The organism is Stenotrophomonas sp. YJH_SMC_14-1, assembly GCF_059372275.1.
In genome coordinates, this window is the sequence record NZ_JCAFVK010000012.1 from 24,872 (window position 1) to 42,040 (window position 17,169).

Sequence of the window (17,169 nt, forward strand, 5' to 3'; positions counted from 1 at the left end):
GGAGCCCCCGATGCTGTGCCCCCGCCCCCTTGTCCTCGCCCTGTCGCTGGCCTGCGCCAGCACCGTTCCACTGCTGCCAAACAGCGCCCACGCGCAGGCCGCCACTCGAAGCTACGATCTGCCCGCCCAGCCACTGGCGGCCGCGCTGGACGCCTACAGCCGGCTGACCGGTGTCGATCTGGTGATCGGCGCGGCGCTTCCCGCTGGCCATGCCGCGCCGGCCCTTCGCGGTGACTTCGACGATGCGCAGGCCCTGACGCGCCTGCTGGCGGGCAGCGGCCTGCGCCCGCGCTTCATCGATGCGCGCCGCGCCACTCTGGAGCCGGCGCCGGCCGAGCGCGGCGATGGCAGCCGCCGCACCGGGCCCTTGCGGGTGCAGGGCAATACCGCGCACGGCCATTCCCCCGGTGCAGGTGCCAGCCAGTATGTACCAGCCACCCGCGATGGCTTTGCGCCTTCGATCGGCAGCGAGCGCGTGGCGATGCCCGAACGCCAGGAAGGCAACAGCCTGCTGCGCTCGATGCCTGGCACCCACAGCTTCCATTCGCGCAGCCAGCCGGGCCTGCAGGTCAACATCCGCGGCATGACCGGTGCTGGCCGGGTCAACACCATGATCGACGGTGTCACCCAGACCTTCCGCAACAATGCCGGGCATGGCTCGGGTGGTCCGTTCGCCTATGTCGATCCTTTCCTGCTGGCCGGCGTGGACGTGCAACGCGGTGCGGTCGCCGGTGGTGATGGTGCGGGTACGCTGGCCGGCAGTGCCAACTTCCGCACGCTGGATATCGACGATCTGCTCGGTGAGGGCCGTGACTGGGGCCTGCGTGCAGGCTATCGCCACGGCAACAACGGCTACGGCAGCGGCCGTACCTTCGCCGGTGCCTGGCGCCACGGTGAAGAGGGTGGCGACCGCCAGTTCGGCCTGCTGGCCGCTGCCAGCAGCAGCCGCAGCAGCGAATACGCGACCGCGCGTGGGCAGAAGAACAACGCCGACCCGGGCAGCCAGCAGCCCAGCAGCTGGCTGTTGAAAGCACGCCTGCAGCCCAGCGACCAGCACCGGCTGGACCTGAGCCACATGCGTTACGAAAACGACTTCTACCACAACTATCCGTGGCAGATTTCCGCGCGCAACCAGCGCGCCAGCTACCACTACACGCCCTATTCGCCGTGGATCGACCTGCGTGCAACCTTCGCCGGCAACAAGACCCGGCTGTTCTATCCGCCAGTGGAGGATTCCAGCTACATCGGTCGCCGCACCCACAGCAACCTGAGCAGCTGGACCGTTGACAACACCAGCCGCTTCGACATCGGGGCACTGCAGGCGCGCTGGAACACCGGCATCAAGCACCAGTCGGACATCTATGTGGCCGATACCCCCGTCCTGCGCGGTGCCAACCCGCAAGGTCGCAGCCAGCTGGACAGCTTGTTCAGCACGCTGGAGCTGCAGTACGGCATCTACGCGCTGACCGCCGGCCTGCGCCAGGACCGCTTCGGCATCCGTGGCCACATCCCGGTGTGCTCGGATGTGCCCGGCCAGTGCGCGGAGATCAACGGTGGCGGCATCGACGTGCGCCGTACCCAGCGCGCCCTCAGCCCCAGCCTGGCGGTATCGTGGCAGGCCACCGACTGGCTGCAGTTGTTCGCAGAAGCCTCGCGTACTTCCCGCCCGCCGCGGGTGCAGGAGATGTTCTTCGAGAAGATCCCGCTGGAAGGCATGAGCGATGCCGATGGCGTGGGCGCCAACCCGTTCCTGCGCCGCGAGCGCTCGCGCAACCTGCAGGTCGGTGCCGACCTCAGCACCGACTCGCTGCTGGTCGACGGTGACCTGGCACAGCTGCGGATCACCCGCTTCGACAACCGCATCCGCGACTACATCAAGCCGCAGTACCTGCTGATCGTGCATCCGCCGGAAGTGGAACCGTTCGTGGTGCCGATCGACAGCGATCCGCAGCTCACTGCCTGGACCGATGCGCTGGACGTGGACGACTTCAGCACCACCACGCGCTGGATGAACCACCCCGGCGTGGTGCGCATGCGCGGTATCGAACTGGAAGCGCATTACGCCAGCGAGCACTACCACGCCACGCTGAGCTGGACCCGCTCGCACACCAGTGCGCCGGCCATCGAGTTCGTCAACCTGGAAGACATCACCGCCCTGCCCGACCGCTACTGGACGCTGGACGTGGGCGGCCGCTGGTGGCAGCAGCGCGTGCAGGCCGGCCTGCGCGCCGAGTACTCCGGGCCGACCGAGGAAGGCTACGACTTCTTCCAGACCCGCAAGACCGGCGGCACCGGCGTGCTGCTCGACTTCTACGCCAGCTTCAAGCCCCAGGCCAACACCACGCTGTGGCTGAACATCGAAAACCTGCAGAACAAGGCCTATGACAACAATGCCTCGATCGACAGCATCTTCAGCCCGATCCTGGACCGCGGCAACGGCCGTGGCCGTACCGTCTCGATGGGCGTCAATGTGGCGTTCTAGCCGTCGCTGGCTGCCCGTATGCCTGCTCGCGCTGGCGACCGTGGCCAGCGCGCAGCCGATGCCTGGCTCAGTGATCGACCTGGCCAACGGCCGGCACCTGGACGAAGCCGCGTTCGTGGCGTATGCGGCGGACGCCCAGAGGCTGATGCTGGGTGAGCGCCATGACCTCGCCGGAGACCACGCCGCCCAGCGCTGGCTGCTGCAGGCGCTGCAGCGGCGGCGCCCGCAGGGTTCGCTGGTGCTGGAAATGATCGCCAGCGAGCGCCAGCCACGCCTGCAGCGGGTGCAGCGCTGGCTGGCCAAGGGCAACCAGGCCGAAGGTGCACGCCTGCAGGAACTGCTGGACTGGGATACGCGTTGGCCGTGGGCCGCGTATGGCGGGCTGGTACAGGATGCTGCCGATGCAGGCACGCCGCTGTTCGGCGGCAACCTGTCGCGTGCCGAGGTCAACGCGCTGCTCGCGTCCACCAAGGGCGTACGGTTCCCGGTGGCCGCTGCCCGCCAGCGCCTGTCGGCGGTGGTGCTGGCCCAGCACGCAGACGCAGCACCGATGCTGGAAGGGATGCTGGCCGTGCAACAGGCCCGCGACACACGCATGGCACAGGTGCTGCTCGATGCGCCCGCGCCGGCGCTGCTGGTAGCGGGGCGCTGGCATGTACTGCGCGGTACCGGGGTACCGGGCTACCTGTCACCGGCTACGCCTGCGCTGGTGATCGCATTGGCTTCGCCGGGTGAAACCGTGGATGCGGCGGATGCCGATCTGCTGTGGGTGCTGGACGATGAGTGAGCGCGGCCAACACTGGCAGGCGATCGCGATCACCGCCGTCCTGCACCTGCTGCCCCTGCTGCTGTTGGTGCACTGGGTGGCAGCGCCGCCGATGCTGCCGCCGCCGGAGCAGGACGTGCGCATCAGCCTGCGCCTGCTGGCGCCGGCCACGCCGCCACAGCCCGTAGAGGAGCGCCAGGCCGACACCCCCAGCCAGGCGCAGCAGGCGCGCGCATCGCAACCGGCAAAGTCGCCGCCGCCACCGAAACCCACCGCCGCGCGCGAGGGCGAGTTGGCCGCCAGCGAAACGGGCGGGACGGGTCGAACGCCGCTGCCGGTCGCCCCGCCGGCGGCCGCGACCGATGCCAGTCCCGCACCGGCATCGATCACGGCCGCTCCGCCCGCTCCAGACGCGCCACCGGCGGACTTCCAGGCCGGCGCCGCCAGCGACCAGTGGGAAGCCCGCCTGATGGCGCGGCTGGAGCGTTACCGCTATTACCCTGCCGCCGCACGCTCGCGCCGGCAGCAGGGCACTGCCTGGGTCAGGGCCAGCATCGACCGCGAAGGCCGCCTGCTGGCTCTGCGGCTGGAACAGTCCAGTGGCCAGCCGATGCTCGATGACGCTGCGCTGCAGACCTTCCGTCGCGCGCAGCCACTACCGCCCATTCCCGATCAACTGAAGGCACCACAGGAACTGGTGGTGCCGGTGGAGTACTACCTGCGCTAGGCGGCGTAGGCCTCCGCCTCGATCTCGAACAGCATGCCGTCCAGCGCCAGTCGCGGCACCGGGATCAGCGTGCAGGTGGGCGCCGCACGGTTCGGCCAGCGTCGCCGTACCTGGTGGGCAATGATGCCCAGCCGGTCCTCATCGTGGCCGACCACCAGGATGCGCAACCGCGCCACATCAACCAGGCTTGCCTGCGCCGAGCGCAGCGCGGTCTGCAGGTTGTCCAGCGCCTGCCCGACCTGGTCTTCGAAGCTGGGCGAGAGACGGCCCTGCGCGTCTTCACCGCCCTGCCCGGCCACGTGGATCACCCGTGCCGGCAGGCGCACCACCGCCACGTGTGAGTAGCCGTTGGCCGAAGGATCGTAGAGGCCCGGCGGATTGAACAGCTCCAGCAGGCCATGGCTGAAGTCCGGTGTGGTCAGCAGGTTCATGCCGCGCGCTTCGTGGGGGTTGCCGGCAGTCTGTGACCTCAACCCCGGTTGAGGTCAAACGGATCCGGTGCAACAGACCGGTCTGCCACGCGCAACGATCACGCGATCCCGTGGAATCGAGCCTGCTCGACTTCCGCTGACGAAAAGCAGTCGAGCAATCTCGACTCTACAGAAGCGTGGTCACGTCCACGCCGGGTCTGCGGTGAAATCGATGGTCAACCAGAACGTGCTGCCCCGAGCATCCAGCCTGACCGCGATCTCGTCACGCATCGCATCGACCTCGCCCACCGAGCCCAAGGGCGTAGCCGGATCGGCCAGCACATGGATCTCGATGAAGCGCATCCGCCCCATCTTCGCCACGTGGCTGGTGAAACCGGCATAGCCACGCTCGGCCACGAATGCCTGCATGACCTGCTGCACGCGCCGGTCCAGATCATCCGGCGCCACCTGGAGTACTTCGCGCATGGCCTTCCACGCACTGCGCGCCGGTACCGGCAGTACCGCCAGGCTGATCAATGCCAGCACGATCGAATCCAGGTACGGCACCCAGTGGTGCCACTCACCGCCATGCAGGACCAGGGCCAGTACGAAGGCCAGCACTACCGCCAGGCTCATCAACCCACCCAGCAGCCAGCCTCGTACATCCAGCCACAACAGCGCCGAGCGCAGGCGCCGCGCCCGCTGGGCGACGAACGCCGCCATCGCCAGGTTGCTGGCACTCAGCAGCGCCGCCCACCACAGCGCGGGCCCGAATTTCACCTCGTGTCCGCCCGTGGTCAAACCGATCACCGCGTTGGCCAGCGCATACACGCAGGCCAGCGACAGGATCACACCGCCCAGCGCCTCGACCATCGGCTCCAGGTGCCAGTAGCCGTACTGGAAGCGCGGGCTCTGTTCCCGCGCCACCAGCCGCAGCACCGACAACGACACCAGGGTCAGGGCAACGTCGACCAGGCTGTACACACCGTCGAACAGGATGGCCTGCGATCCCACCAGCAGGCCACCGCTGAAGCCGACCACGCTGACCGCGATGGTGACCCCGATCGAGAACTTCAGGATGCGTTGCTCGCGCGCGGTATCCATCGTTCGCCGAAGGGCCGACCGTCGCCGGTCAGGCCTTCAGTACCTCCACCTTGTACGAGGTCACATCGCCGTCGTTCTCGATGATGAGCCCGTGCACGTCCGACTCGAAGCCCGGGAAGCGGGCATTCTGCTCACGGGCGATGCGCAGCGACTGGATGATCGGCTCATCGCTGTCGCCAAAGCGCTCGCCCGGCATGATGGTCGGAATGCCCGGCGGGTACGGCACCAGCATGGTCGCGGCGATGCGACCACTGACCTGCTCGATGTCGACCCGCTCGATCTCGCCCTTCACCAGGTGGTTGTAGGCATCGGCCGGGGTCATCACCGGGGTTGGCAGATCCACGTACATCTCGCGCATCACCTTGGCCACCGCGAACTCCTGGTTGAACGCATGCAGCGCGTCGCACAGGTCACGCAGGCCCCAACCGGCGTAGGCATTCGGATAGTCGGCGGCCAGCGTCGGCAGTGCCTGGCTGAGCGGCGCATTGCGGTCGTACAGTTCCTTGAACGCCATCAGTTCGGTGACAAGGGTGCTCCACTTGCCCTTGGTGATGCCCATTGAGAACAGGAACAGCACCGAGTACAGGTTGGTCTTCTCCACGGTGATGCCGCGGCCCCACAGGAACTTGCTCAGCACCGCCGCCGGAATGCCCAGCTTGCCCATGCTGCCGTCCATCGCCAGGCCCGGGGTCAGCAGGGTCACCTTGATCGGGTCGATCAGAACATAGTCATCCACCAGGTTCTCGAAGCCGTGCCAGTGCGCATCCGGCTGCAGGTACCACTCCTCGCGCTTGGCCACCATCGGTGCCGGCGTATCGCCCTTGTCCAGGCTGCGCTCGACCTGGGTCGGCTGCCACACGCTGAACCACCAGTCGTCGCGCCCCAGGTCATCGCGGACGTGCAGCATCGCGCGGCGGAACGCGATCGCCTCGTCGTGCATTTCCTGTACCAGCGAACGGCCGGCATCGCCTTCCATCATCTTCGAGGCCACATCACAGGCCGCGATCACCCCGTAATGCGGGCTGGTCGAGGTGTGCATCATGAACGACTCGTTGAAGCGCTCGGCATCCAGGTCGCGCTGCGCCGAGTTGCGCACGTGGATCATCGAGGCCTGCGAGAACGCGGCCAGCAGCTTGTGCGTGGAATGCGTGGTGAAGATGATCGCATCCTGCTCGCGCGGCTTGCCCTTGGCCATGCCGTAGTGGTTCTCGTAGAACGGATGGAACGCAGCGTAGGCGTACCAGGCTTCGTCGAAATGCAGGAAGTCCACCGCGCTGCCGATCTCGTCGGCGATCTTCTCGGCGTTGTAGCACAGGCCATCGTAGGTGGAGTTGGTCACCACTGCGATGCGCGGCTTGGAGCCGGCCTTGTAGGCCTTGCTGGCCAGCGGGTTGGCGGCGATACGCTGCTGCAGCGACTCGGGCGTGAACTGGTCCAGGCTGATCGGGCCGATGATGCCATGCGCGTTGCGGCTGGGGGTGAAATACACCGGCACCGCGCCGGTCATGATCAGCGCGTGCAGCAGCGACTTGTGGCAGTTGCGGTCGACGAACACCACGTCGCCGCGGGCCACTGTGCCGTGCCAGACGATCTTGTTGGCGGTGGAAGTGCCGTTGGTGACGAAGAAGGTATGGTCGGCACCGAAGTTGCGTGCGGCCTCGTTCTCGGCGTCCTTGATCGGACCAGTATGGTCAAGCAGCGAACCCAGTTCCGGCACCGAGATCGACAGATCGCTGCGCAGCGTGTTCTCGCCATAGAACTGATGGAACGCGCGGCCGACCGGCGATTTGGTGAACGCCACGCCGCCCGCATGGCCAGGCGTATGCCAGGAATAGTTCGACTCGGCCGCGTGATGGATCAGCGCCTTGAAGAACGGCGGCAGCAGGTTCTTCATGTAGTCTTCGGCCGCGCGCATCACCTGCCGCGAGATGAAGCTCTTGGTGTCTTCGAACAGGAAGATGAAGCCGTGAATGTACTTGAGCAGCTTGCTCGGCACCTTCTCGATGGTGCGGCGCTCGCCGTACAGGAACACCGGGAGGTTGGCGCGGCGCGCGCTCTGCTCGCGCAGGAAGGCGGTCAGGCGCTGGAACTCGCCATCCACCTCTTCGCTGCCATCGATCGAGATCAGCACCGCCGACGCCGCCACGTAGGTGCGGGCACCGGCACGGGCATCATCCAGGTTCAGGCCGCACAGCACGCGCTGGTCGTTGCTGCGCAGCTCTTCCACCAGGGCGCGGATCAGGATGCCGCCGATGCGCGGCGACTCGTAGTCGTTGTCGATGACAATGACCGGGTAGTCCAGGGACTTGAAGTACACGTTGATTCTCCTTGTCTAACTCAGGAACGCTGGGCGCCGGCGCTGATCGCCGAGGCCTCGCGGGCGCGCTGCCGCTGCTGGCGGCGCTCCTCGCTGAAGAAGGGATAGAACACGGTGATGAACAGCACGAACAGGAACGCGTACTGCACGATGGTTCCCGACGAGCCGTAGATCGCCCACAGGCAGTAAACGACGGTCAGGCTGGTCAGGGTCCAGAACGCACCGGTGTGGACCAGGGTGTGCGAGCGCTCGACCACGAAGTAGCAGGCCACGCACGAGTAGATGTAGGGCAGCAGGGTCAGCACCACCGCCGCCGATGTGATCACGTCGAACTGTGCCGACGCGGTTTCCGAGGTGGAAGTGACCAGCACCGCCAGGGTCATCAGCACGGCCACGATCAGCACACCCTTGACCGGCACGTCGTCCTTGTTGGTCTTGCTGAAGATGCTCGGGAACAGGCCGTCATCGGAGGCCGCCTTGGCGCTCTGCGCGGTCAGCAGGATCCAGCCGCCCAGCGAACCGGCAGCGCCGATGAAGGCACACAGGCTGACCAGCGCACCGCCCCAGCCACCGACGGCCTTGGCGGCAGCCAGTGCGAACGGCGCATCGGAGGTCTGCAGTTCGCCATTGGGCACCATGCCCATGATCACCGAGGAGCTGGCGATATAGGCGATGGCAGCCAGGAACACGCCGGCCAGGGTGGCACGGGCCACGTTCTTTTCCGGGTTCTCGACCACACCAGCGGTGACCGAGGCCGACTCGACACCAATGAAGGCCCACAGCGTCAGTGCCGCGGCGCTGGAGATCGCGCCGAAGTTGGATTCACCCGACACATTGTAGGCGCCCTTGAAGATGTCGGCATCGAAGAAGAACCAGCCGAAGATGGCGATGCCCAGGATCGGCACCAGCGCAAAACTGGTGGTGACGGTCTGCACCCGGCTGACGAACGCCGGACCGATCACGTTGGCGAAACTCAGCGCCCATACCAGGATCAGCACCGCGATGCAGCGCACCAGCGGCTCGGACAGGATCGGGAAGAAGTAGCTGAAATAGCCCACCGCGGCGATCGGAATGGCGACGTTGCCGATCCAGTTGGCGAACCAGTAGATGGTGTTGGTCTGGAAGCCCATGTACGGCCCGAACCAGTCGCGCGCATAGGCGTACGGGCCGCCCGCCTTCGGTGCCAGCTTGCCCAGCTTGGCGAACACGAAGGCCAGCAACAGCGCACCGGCGGTGGTGATCAACCAGCCCCAGATCGAGGCGGTACCGATCTTGGCCAAGCTCGATGGCAACAGGAACACGCCTGAGCCCATCATGTTGCCGGCGACGAGGAAGGTGGCTCCGACCACCCCGATTTTCTTTGCTTCTGCCATGACGATCTCCGGTACTGGCATGAGCCCGGCAGCACCGGGCGTGGGGACGGTTGCGCTGGCGTACGACCGCTGGCGCCTATTTGATGAAGTTGTATTGCAGGCTGCCCTGCACCCGGACCGTGTCGCCGCGCGCGCCGCCCTGCTGTTCCAGGCGGCCGTACAGCACCTCCATGCCCATCGTCCACGACGGCGCGGGGCTCCAGATCAGGTTGAATACGCCGTACCGGCTCTGCCGGAAGGCATCGGCCGCCAGTGCGGCGTTCCGCTCCAGGGTCAGCTGGCCGAAGATCAGGTTCGATCGCCACAACTCGGACCAGTAGTGGGTATAGCCGACGAAGCCGCCGTGCAGGTCCAACGCGTCGAGGCGGCCATCGGCACCGACCACCGCGTCCAGCCCGGAGCCGGTCAGGTCGGCGGTATAGCGGCTGAGGCCGCGTCCTCCCAGCGCACCGAACAGCAGCAGGTCGCGCTCGCCCACCGAGGCCGAGCCACTCAGCTGCAGGCCGCCGGCCATTCGCCGGTCGCGCTCGCCATCGCCGTCATAGGCCAGGCTGCGCGCCACCGCGCCCACCTGCAGGTGGCCCCAGTCGCGCTCCATGCGCGCGGTCACGGTTACGTCCGGCAGACGGTTCACCGCAGCCCGCTCATCACTGGCACCGGCAAGTTCAGTCTTCGGGTCTTCGGCCGCCACGGTCAGCGTGTTGCCCTTGCCCATCGTGAAGCTGTGGTGGATGCCGGCCACCAGCAGATAGCCGGCGCCGCCCGGCCCGGCGAAGTCCAGCGTGTCGGGCAGGCTGTCCGGGTCCATGAAGCTGGAGTAGCCATAGCCGGCATAGGTATTGCCGAGCTGTCCATACGCATGCCGCAGGCGGAACTCGTAGCCATCGCTGCTGCCGAAGAAGTCGTTCTCCAGATAGAAGCGCAGGTTGCCGTGCGTGGTTGGACGCCGCGCCTCGAAGCTGAAGCGGGTCTGCTTGGCGTGGATGTTGAAGTTGGAGACATCGCGGTGGCTGCCGCCCACCGGCATCGACGAAGGAATGAACTGATCCCCGTCGCCGGCCGCGCGCGAATCGGCGATGGCATCCAGCTTGGCGTAACCGCCGATGCGGATCACCGTATCAGTGCCGGGTATGGCAAAGAACCCCTTCAGATCCGGATCGGTCGGGCCCGCCGCACTGTCCGGTCGCGATGCCGCAGTGGACGGATCAGCGACCGAATCGCGCTGCGGGAGTACCGGCTGCGCCACACCCGGCACCTGGGTGCGATGGATCACGTCGGAAGGGGCGGCAGAGGCCATCGGCGCCATTGCAGGCGCGGCTGTTGCCTGCACAGGCGCAGCATCACGCTGCTCAAGCCGGTCCAGCCGTTGCTGCATGCGTTCCAGCGCCTGGCGCATGGCGGCCATCTCGCTCCGCAATGCCTGCGCATCCTCTGCATCACCCTGTTGAGCGTACGCCGGCGTGATCGCCAGTGCCCCCAGGCATGCCAGACTCAGTACGGCCAAACGCATTGCATCCTCCCCTGACGAACACTCGCATCACGGTTCCGGAGCGCATTCATGCGCCGCTCTGGCTTCGCGTTGCCGTTGCTGGAAATGCGGGTACTGCGTCGACGACATCGGCCAGCCTGCGCACGGCAGGCAACAGGACGATGACACTGCCCCGCCTGCACCCATGTCGACTCCATCAAGGCCGCGCTGCCAGAGAGGTGGCGACCGCAGCGGTCTGGGTAACAAGCACAGAGTGAGAGTGTCGTGAATGGCTGTGCCGGCCGACCCTGATCAGGGCGTGGCGAGCGCGGCATCCATCGCGCATTGACGCTGTATTCCATGCGTCAAAGGCTAGTCCGTTTGTCGCTTTTGACCTTGATTGGAATCAAGGCACGATGCTTGATCTCAGTCACGATTCAGACGTGACGACGAACAGACAATGCGCAAGCGATTGTGTTCGCCTGGGGCAGGAACGCAACAGGCCCGCATGTCACCATGCGGGCCTGTGGTCTACATCATCATGCAGGCGTGGATCAGCGCGGACCAAGCACCGTCTGCAGGTCGTCGCCCTGCGGCAATCCGGCCCGGCGCTGCACCTGGCCCTGTGCATCCTGGAACAGGATGCCCGGGGTGCCCTGGAACCCCATTTCCAGCATCAACACCTGGTTGGCGTCGAGCTTGCCGGCGATCTCGCGGCTGATGTTCGGCAGCGCTTTGATACCGCCACGGTCGAACTGGTGTTCGTTCTCCAGCAGCGCCGCGCTCGGATCACGTGCGGAGAGGATGGCTGCGGCCTTGGCCGGACTGTCCTCGCGGATCACACCCACCATGATGTGGCGCAGCTGTACCTTGCCGGCGTCGACCCACGGACGGGCCGCCTCCCAGAACTTGTGGCAATACGGGCAGTTGGCATCGCTGAAGGTATAGACCACGCGGGGCGCGTCGGCCTTGCCATCACGTACCCAGGCGCTGGCTTCGAGCTTGGTCCACATTTTGACCGACATCGGTGCGGCAACCAGCTTCTCGACCGCTTCGGCAGCCACATCATTACCTTCGGCATCGAACAGGCTGCCCACCAGTACGTGCTTGCCATCGGCCGTGACATAGGCCGCTGCAGGCTGCTGCCCTCCCACCACGCCAGCAAAACCGCGCAGGCCGTCCGGCGCATCGAACTCGGCAACGACCTCGAAGCCGTGCTTCTCGATGCCCTTCAGCACCGCTGGACGGTCGCCCTTGGCGGCAGATGCCGGAGCAGTCGTCGCCGACGCCGTAGCGGCCTTGCCCGGCGGCGTCTGTGCCTGGCTGCAGGCGGCCAATGCCAGCATGACCGGCAGCAGGAGCACCGCCGGGGCGGTGCGCAGGGAAATCGACAACATGGGAACTCCGTAGTGAGATGCCTGCGCAGGCTACCGCAGCCGGCGCAGTTTGTGTTCAAGGCCGGCCGCAGTCAGTTCGCCCAGGTGCAGTTCACGCAGGCGCCCATCGGCGTCGAAAAAGAGCGTGGAAGGATATGCCTGAACGCCGAGCACGGTGGAAGCAGCAGCGTCATCATCCAGCAGCACGTTGCCCAGCATCAGTCGTTCGCCGGCCAGGAAACCCTGCACCTCATCCAGGGTTTCGCCCTGGTTGAGGAATACGAACTGCACGTCATCATGTGCCTGTTGTGCCGTCGCCAGCACCGGCATCTCACGGCGGCAGGGCCCGCACCATGTGGCCCACAGATTCAGCACCAGCGGCTTGCCGCGGAACTGCTGCAGATCGATACGATCGCCTTGAAGGTCCGCCACCTGCAGCGCCGGCAACGGCATCTGCCGCTCCTGCCATGCCGACAGCAACTGGCCACCAGCGACCCAGAACAACGCACCCACCAGTGCGCTCGTCAGCACCGGTGCACGCAACTGACGCCACGGCCGCAGACGCCATAATCCCCACGACAGCCCGGCCACCAGCACCACCATCAGGTGATAGCCACCATCGGTGACCTGCAGAATGCTCCAGGGCTCCGAACGATAGAGCGCGAAATTCAGCACAACAAAACTGACACGACCACACAGCAGGCCGACCAGCAGCATGTCCAGCACCATGCCTGCTGCCGACGGCAGCGGCATTCCCACTGCCCTGCGCGGCCAAAGACGGGCAACGATCATGGCCAGCAATGTGCACATCAGGATCAACACCACCGGCATCGGTACCGGTCCAACACTCGACATCAGCCCACCTGTTCAAGTTCCACTGCCTGCATGGTCAAAGCGTCACGCCCAGGTTGCAAGCGCTCGCCCGCCACCCATGGTCAGGCCGCACTCCGCCCCAACTGCATTCCGGGGGACGCCTGCAGGCCGCGCAGACTTCCGGCCACCGACGGCATCAACGGTCGCTCCCGCCGCTTGCAGTTGACGTGGCGGCGATAGTTGGCCGGTGTCATGCCCACGATGCGGAGGAACAGACGCCGGAACGCGCTCTGATCAGCGTAGCCCACCCCCCAGGCCACCTCCTCGATGCCTGCGCCCTGCTGCAGCAGGGTCTGCGCCTTGGCAATGCGCAGCCGTTGGCAGTATTCGATCGGCCGCAGACCGGTCGCCCGGAGGAAGCGCCGCTGCAGGGTGCGCGGTTCCAATCCGGAAACCTCGCAGATTGCGGCCAGAGTGGCTCCTCGTGCCGCAGTGGTATGCAGCCAGCGCTGGGCCTTCAGTACATCGCGGTCACCGTGGGCGAAGTTGGCACTGAAACGCTCAAGATCCTGCTGGATTCCTGCGGGCACGACGATCCCGAGCTGTTGCGCGACCGCGCTCGCCACGCCCTGCCCGTGCAGCCGGTACAGCAAACGCAACCCGAGGAAACGCCAGGCCTGCGATCCGCCAACCGTCAGCAGATCGCCATCGTCGACCAGCGCCCGCTCACTGGGCACCCAGCTCACCGCCTGCGCCTGCAGCCCTGGATGTCGCCCCAGATCGGGGCCGCTGACCGTTCTTCCGGCCAGCAGTCCCGCACGGGCCAGTACACCGACCCCGTCGCTGGCAGCAGCCAGCAGGCTGCCCCCGTCGTAATGGGCCCGCAACCAGTCCAGCAGGACCTCTTCGGCGCGCAGACAGGCTCCGGGGCTGATCTGGCCGGGAACCGCGATCACCGCGGGAATGGCGGCGTCGAGCATTTCAGCACCCGCGATGCGGTGTACGCCGGTCTGGCTGGCGGGAACGATCCAGCGGGTGACAAGCACACGCTTGAAGGGTCGGCGCTGCTGTTGGGCCAGGCGGTTGGCGACGTGGGCCATTTCGGCCAGCACAGAGGCGGCGGAGGGGTCCCCTCCCGGATATTCGACCACCGCAACCTCTACGAATGCTTCGTTCCTGACCCCCTCCACAGACCACCTCCTCGGTTCGTTGCAGGCCATCGAACGGCCGGTTCAGGCGAAGGGTAGGAACAGGCCCATCTGCGGGGCTATGAAGAAAGTTGCAAAGTGGGCTGAATGCGCGCACCGAGCTGAAGCCTTGACTCTCGACCAGACTCCAGGCTTCACAATGGCCGGCAGGATCCGCAGGAAAGCTGCCATGAACATTGGACAACTGGCCCGTCAGGCGGGCGTGCCGATCGATACGGTCCGCTATTACGAACGGCAGCAGCTGCTGCCGACGGCGGCGCGCTCGGCCGGGGGTTACCGCATCTTCGGCGAGCCGGATCTGCGCCGGCTGCGCTTCATCCGCCGCGCCAAGGCACTGGGCTTCAGCCTGGAGGAAATCGGAGAGCTGCTCGCGCTCAGTGATCACCACCAGCAGGACATGGGCAGCGTGCGTGACACCGCGCAGGCCCGCCTGCAGGACATCGCACAACGGTTGGCCGAACTGCAGCGCATGCACATCGCGCTGTCGCAGCTGGTCGACGCCTGCCCCGGCCATGGCGCGCTGGACCAGTGCCCGATCCTGGCCGCTCTGACCGACGACACCACGGCCGCAGGCGACTGACATCGGCTTCGCAACACGCGTGAAGAAAAGTGCAACAAATGCTTGCCAACCCCCTGGGGCAAGGCTATTATTTCGCTCCTCAGCGACGTGGGGCCATAGCTCAGCTGGGAGAGCGCCTGCATGGCATGCAGGAGGTCAGCGGTTCGATCCCGCTTGGCTCCACCAATCTTTCGGCATTAGGCCGTCGAAAGGTCGCTAAAGAACATTGATGAGAATTGCGTCCCCATCGTCTAGAGGCCTAGGACATCACCCTTTCACGGTGGCGACCGGGGTTCGAATCCCCGTGGGGACGCCACTCATCACGAACAACGAGGACCCGGCCGATAACCGGGTCTTTTTTGTTCACCGCCTACCGGCATTCAGGGTGTGGCGTTGCGGTTCCCCTGCCCTCGTGGCTGCGGTTGAACCGGAACGAAAAAAGTTCAAAAAAAGACTTCCACAAACGTGAACACGCAGGTATGATAGGCGGCTCGGTAACACGGGGCCATAGCTCAGCTGGGAGAGCGCCTGCATGGCATGCAGGAGGTCAGCGGTTCGATCCCGCTTGGCTCCACCACTTTCGACATTAGGCCGTCGAAGGTTCTACAACTTGAAGTTTTTCGTGCGTCCCCATCGTCTAGAGGCCTAGGACATCACCCTTTCACGGTGGCGACCGGGGTTCGAATCCCCGTGGGGACGCCAGTTTCAAAACGGACTCTGCTCCCGGCAGATCATCCGGAGTTTCATGGGGCCATAGCTCAGCTGGGAGAGCGCCTGCATGGCATGCAGGAGGTCAGCGGTTCGATCCCGCTTGGCTCCACCACTTCGAAATTAGGCCGTCGAAGGATCTACAACTTGAAGTTTTCGTGCGTCCCCATCGTCTAGAGGCCTAGGACATCACCCTTTCACGGTGGCGACCGGGGTTCGAATCCCCGTGGGGACGCCAACTCTTGAAAACCCTGGCTTCGGCCGGGGTTTTTCTTTGCCTGAGATTCCCGTGAAAGCCCTGTCCACGCATGGCGTGGATCTACTGCAGAGCCGGGATGGATCCGGCGGCCGGTTGGCCCAGTAGATCCATGCCACGCATGGATGGCCTCAGCCTGAACACACCTCAGAACCGGCGATACATCCCGATCGATGCAGGTGCGGTGGGTGCGAAACCAAACTGCGCGTACAACCGGTGCGCTTCACCATCGGCCAGAAGGCTGACGTATGCAGACGGCGGCAGGTTCGCCTGCATCCAGCCATCCAGGCGACGCATCACTTCCTTGCCCAGGCCCTGCCCCTGCAGGCGCGGCAGCACCGCGATATCACAGACCTGCAGGTGGCACCCACCATCGCCGACGATGCGGCCCATCGCTACCAGCTCATTGCCCTGGTAGGCGCACACGCCATACAGGGTATTGGGCAGCGCGCGTGCCGCCGCCTCCTGGCTCTTGGCACTGAGGCCCGCCAGCACACGCAGCTGGCAATAGTCTTCGACCGTGGGGACAGCCTCGCGGAACTGGCAGCTGACAGAATCATTCATGCGGTATCTCCCTGTAGGTCGGGCTATCCTGCCGCATCCACGTCGCAACGACTGCGACCCAGGCCTGCAGAGTTCCCATGTGCTATTCCGCCCTGATCCGCGCTGACTACGCCAAGCTGGTCCGCGAGTTCGGTGCCATCCTGTCGCTGGAGGAGTTCGCCGAACTGTACGCGCACGATCCCGGCAAGAAGCGGCCGAACACCCCCAAGGCCATGGACGACGGCTTTGCCGGCGCGCGCACCGAACAGGGTCGCGACATCGTCGCGAAGATCCAGCAGTGGCATGCGCAGGAACGCCAGGCTCTGGAGGCGGAGCTGGCCCGCCAACGCGAGCGCCGCGATATCGCCCACGCGACGCTCGCCACCCGCCCCACCCAGAAGGCACGCAACGACCTGCGCGTGGCCGGCAACCGCATCGAGCGCGCCCAGGCCCGGCTTGAGGACCTGCACCGGGTACAACTACTGCCGCGCGACAACCGCATTTTTCCCGGCACCTACGCGCCGGTGATGGTCAGCGAGAGCGGCCGACGGGTGATCAAGCCGATGCGCTACCAATGCCGGCTGCCGGACAAGCCGGCACGCAACGACGTGCTCTACCCCGGCACCTACAACGCACGACGCGACAGCCTGGAAGGCTATTGGCGCGGCGCGTTCGGCCTTCGCCACGGCGTTGTCGTGGTGCGGGCGTTCTATGAGCACGTACCACGCCACGCGATCGCAGGGCGCGCGCTTGGCGCCAGTGAAAAGGAACAGGATGTGGTGCTGGAGTTTCGCCCCGACCCGCCCCGCGACCTGCTTCTGGCCTGCCTTTGGGCGGAATGGGAGGGACCGGAAGGACGCCTGCTCTCATTCGCCACGATCACCGACACCCCGCCACGCGATGTCGCCGCGGCAGGTCACGATCGCGGCGTGATACCGATCCGCAGGGAGCATCTCGATGCGTGGCTCAACCCCGATCCGGACAACCTGGCCGGGCAGTACAGCATCCTCGACGACCGCGAGGACATCCGTTACCTGTACGAGGAGGCCGGCTGAAGCG

The 17,169-nt window shown here is 65.9% G+C and carries 14 protein-coding genes and 6 tRNA genes; 11 read left to right on the top strand and 9 right to left on the bottom strand.

Annotation, left to right across the window (positions count from 1 at the left end; genetic code table 11):
• The first annotated feature begins 10 nt into the window (after positions 1-10).
• Genes AC5P9P_RS19090 through AC5P9P_RS19100 form a run of 3 tightly spaced genes read left to right on the top strand, consistent with a single transcriptional unit; the run spans position 11 to position 3,975 of the window.
• Entirely contained in the window at positions 11-2,482 is a 2,472-nt protein-coding gene (locus AC5P9P_RS19090) for a TonB-dependent receptor (protein ID WP_495233030.1), read from the top strand.
• A complete protein-coding gene (locus tag AC5P9P_RS19095) occupies positions 2,469-3,269 on the top strand; it encodes a ChaN family lipoprotein (RefSeq protein WP_033833927.1) in 801 nt (266 codons plus the stop codon). The genes AC5P9P_RS19090 and AC5P9P_RS19095 overlap by 14 nt, the downstream gene beginning before the upstream one ends.
• Positions 3,262-3,975 carry an energy transducer TonB family protein gene (locus AC5P9P_RS19100; protein WP_049402503.1) on the top strand — a complete coding sequence of 238 codons (714 nt, stop codon included), beginning with the start codon at positions 3,262-3,264 and terminating at the stop codon, positions 3,973-3,975. Before AC5P9P_RS19095 ends, AC5P9P_RS19100 begins: the two co-directional genes overlap by 8 nt.
• On the opposite strand, the gene AC5P9P_RS19105 is transcribed toward AC5P9P_RS19100, so the two are convergent.
• From AC5P9P_RS19105 to AC5P9P_RS19140, 8 genes are all read right to left on the bottom strand, one after another.
• Complete coding sequence (locus AC5P9P_RS19105) at positions 3,972-4,406, bottom strand: RidA family protein (protein WP_005410065.1); 435 nt, start codon at positions 4,404-4,406, stop codon at positions 3,972-3,974. The two genes, AC5P9P_RS19100 and AC5P9P_RS19105, sit on opposite strands and share 4 nt — an antisense overlap.
• 180 nt (positions 4,407-4,586) lie before the next feature.
• Positions 4,587-5,489: a cation diffusion facilitator family transporter gene (locus AC5P9P_RS19110; RefSeq protein ID WP_005413800.1), complete on the bottom strand. Its 903-nt coding sequence runs from the start codon at positions 5,487-5,489 to the stop codon at positions 4,587-4,589.
• A gap of 28 nt (positions 5,490-5,517) precedes the next feature.
• The gene (locus AC5P9P_RS19115; protein WP_033833929.1) at positions 5,518-7,806 is read right to left on the bottom strand and encodes an Orn/Lys/Arg family decarboxylase; all 2,289 of its coding nucleotides are present in this window, start codon (positions 7,804-7,806) and stop codon (positions 5,518-5,520) included.
• A gap of 20 nt (positions 7,807-7,826) precedes the next feature.
• Positions 7,827-9,179: an arginine/agmatine antiporter gene (adiC, locus tag AC5P9P_RS19120; protein ID WP_005410068.1), complete on the bottom strand. Its 1,353-nt coding sequence runs from the start codon at positions 9,177-9,179 to the stop codon at positions 7,827-7,829.
• A 76-nt stretch (positions 9,180-9,255) separates the two neighbouring features.
• Complete coding sequence (locus AC5P9P_RS19125) at positions 9,256-10,689, bottom strand: DcaP family trimeric outer membrane transporter (protein ID WP_111187885.1); 1,434 nt, start codon at positions 10,687-10,689, stop codon at positions 9,256-9,258.
• 512 nt (positions 10,690-11,201) lie between these two features.
• A complete protein-coding gene (dsbG, locus tag AC5P9P_RS19130; RefSeq protein ID WP_033833931.1) occupies positions 11,202-12,044 on the bottom strand; it encodes a thiol:disulfide interchange protein DsbG in 843 nt (280 codons plus the stop codon).
• Positions 12,045-12,074: 30 nt separating this feature from the next.
• Positions 12,075-12,878: a TlpA disulfide reductase family protein gene (locus AC5P9P_RS19135; protein ID WP_033833932.1), complete on the bottom strand. Its 804-nt coding sequence runs from the start codon at positions 12,876-12,878 to the stop codon at positions 12,075-12,077.
• An 80-nt stretch (positions 12,879-12,958) separates the two neighbouring features.
• On the bottom strand, positions 12,959-14,026 hold the full coding sequence (locus AC5P9P_RS19140) for a GlxA family transcriptional regulator (RefSeq protein ID WP_005410072.1): 1,068 nt from the start codon (positions 14,024-14,026) through the stop codon (positions 12,959-12,961).
• 187 nt (positions 14,027-14,213) lie between these two features.
• On the opposite strand from AC5P9P_RS19140, the gene AC5P9P_RS19145 reads away from it, so the two are divergent.
• From AC5P9P_RS19145 to AC5P9P_RS19175, 7 genes are all read left to right on the top strand, one after another.
• The gene (locus AC5P9P_RS19145) at positions 14,214-14,624 is read left to right on the top strand and encodes a heavy metal-responsive transcriptional regulator (RefSeq protein WP_033833933.1); all 411 of its coding nucleotides are present in this window, start codon (positions 14,214-14,216) and stop codon (positions 14,622-14,624) included.
• Positions 14,625-14,713: 89 nt separating this feature from the next.
• Positions 14,714-14,789 (top strand) — tRNA-Ala (locus tag AC5P9P_RS19150).
• A 54-nt stretch (positions 14,790-14,843) separates the two neighbouring features.
• Positions 14,844-14,919 (top strand) — tRNA-Glu (locus AC5P9P_RS19155).
• Between the two features lie 185 nt (positions 14,920-15,104).
• Positions 15,105-15,180 (top strand) — tRNA-Ala (locus AC5P9P_RS19160).
• Between the two features lie 49 nt (positions 15,181-15,229).
• Positions 15,230-15,305 (top strand) — tRNA-Glu (locus AC5P9P_RS19165).
• A gap of 45 nt (positions 15,306-15,350) precedes the next feature.
• A tRNA-Ala gene (locus tag AC5P9P_RS19170) sits at positions 15,351-15,426 on the top strand.
• A 47-nt stretch (positions 15,427-15,473) separates the two neighbouring features.
• Positions 15,474-15,549: transfer RNA gene (locus AC5P9P_RS19175), tRNA-Glu, on the top strand.
• Between the two features lie 165 nt (positions 15,550-15,714).
• On the opposite strand, the gene AC5P9P_RS19180 is transcribed toward AC5P9P_RS19175, so the two are convergent.
• A complete protein-coding gene (locus tag AC5P9P_RS19180) occupies positions 15,715-16,131 on the bottom strand; it encodes a GNAT family N-acetyltransferase (RefSeq protein ID WP_005410074.1) in 417 nt (138 codons plus the stop codon).
• A 77-nt stretch (positions 16,132-16,208) separates the two neighbouring features.
• On the opposite strand from AC5P9P_RS19180, the gene AC5P9P_RS19185 reads away from it, so the two are divergent.
• Entirely contained in the window at positions 16,209-17,165 is a 957-nt protein-coding gene (locus tag AC5P9P_RS19185; RefSeq protein WP_111108548.1) for an SOS response-associated peptidase family protein, read from the top strand.
• Positions 17,166-17,169 lie beyond the last annotated feature (4 nt).

Excerpts from the sequence above, each read along its gene's own strand:
- AC5P9P_RS19090 (WP_495233030.1), top strand. The coding sequence starts at position 11 with ATGCTGTGCCCCCGCCCCCTTGTCCTCGCCCTGTCGCTGGCCTGCGCC.
- AC5P9P_RS19095 (WP_033833927.1), top strand. The coding sequence starts at position 2,469 with ATGTGGCGTTCTAGCCGTCGCTGGCTGCCCGTATGCCTGCTCGCGCTG.
- AC5P9P_RS19100 (WP_049402503.1), top strand. The coding sequence starts at position 3,262 with ATGAGTGAGCGCGGCCAACACTGGCAGGCGATCGCGATCACCGCCGTC.
- AC5P9P_RS19105 (WP_005410065.1), bottom strand. The coding sequence starts at position 4,406 with ATGAACCTGCTGACCACACCGGACTTCAGCCATGGCCTGCTGGAGCTG.
- AC5P9P_RS19110 (WP_005413800.1), bottom strand. The coding sequence starts at position 5,489 with ATGGATACCGCGCGCGAGCAACGCATCCTGAAGTTCTCGATCGGGGTC.
- adiC (WP_005410068.1), bottom strand. The coding sequence starts at position 9,179 with ATGGCAGAAGCAAAGAAAATCGGGGTGGTCGGAGCCACCTTCCTCGTC.
- AC5P9P_RS19125 (WP_111187885.1), bottom strand. The coding sequence starts at position 10,689 with ATGCGTTTGGCCGTACTGAGTCTGGCATGCCTGGGGGCACTGGCGATC.
- dsbG (WP_033833931.1), bottom strand. The coding sequence starts at position 12,044 with ATGTTGTCGATTTCCCTGCGCACCGCCCCGGCGGTGCTCCTGCTGCCG.
- AC5P9P_RS19135 (WP_033833932.1), bottom strand. The coding sequence starts at position 12,878 with ATGTCGAGTGTTGGACCGGTACCGATGCCGGTGGTGTTGATCCTGATG.
- AC5P9P_RS19145 (WP_033833933.1), top strand. The coding sequence starts at position 14,214 with ATGAACATTGGACAACTGGCCCGTCAGGCGGGCGTGCCGATCGATACG.
- AC5P9P_RS19180 (WP_005410074.1), bottom strand. The coding sequence starts at position 16,131 with ATGAATGATTCTGTCAGCTGCCAGTTCCGCGAGGCTGTCCCCACGGTC.
- AC5P9P_RS19185 (WP_111108548.1), top strand. The coding sequence starts at position 16,209 with ATGTGCTATTCCGCCCTGATCCGCGCTGACTACGCCAAGCTGGTCCGC.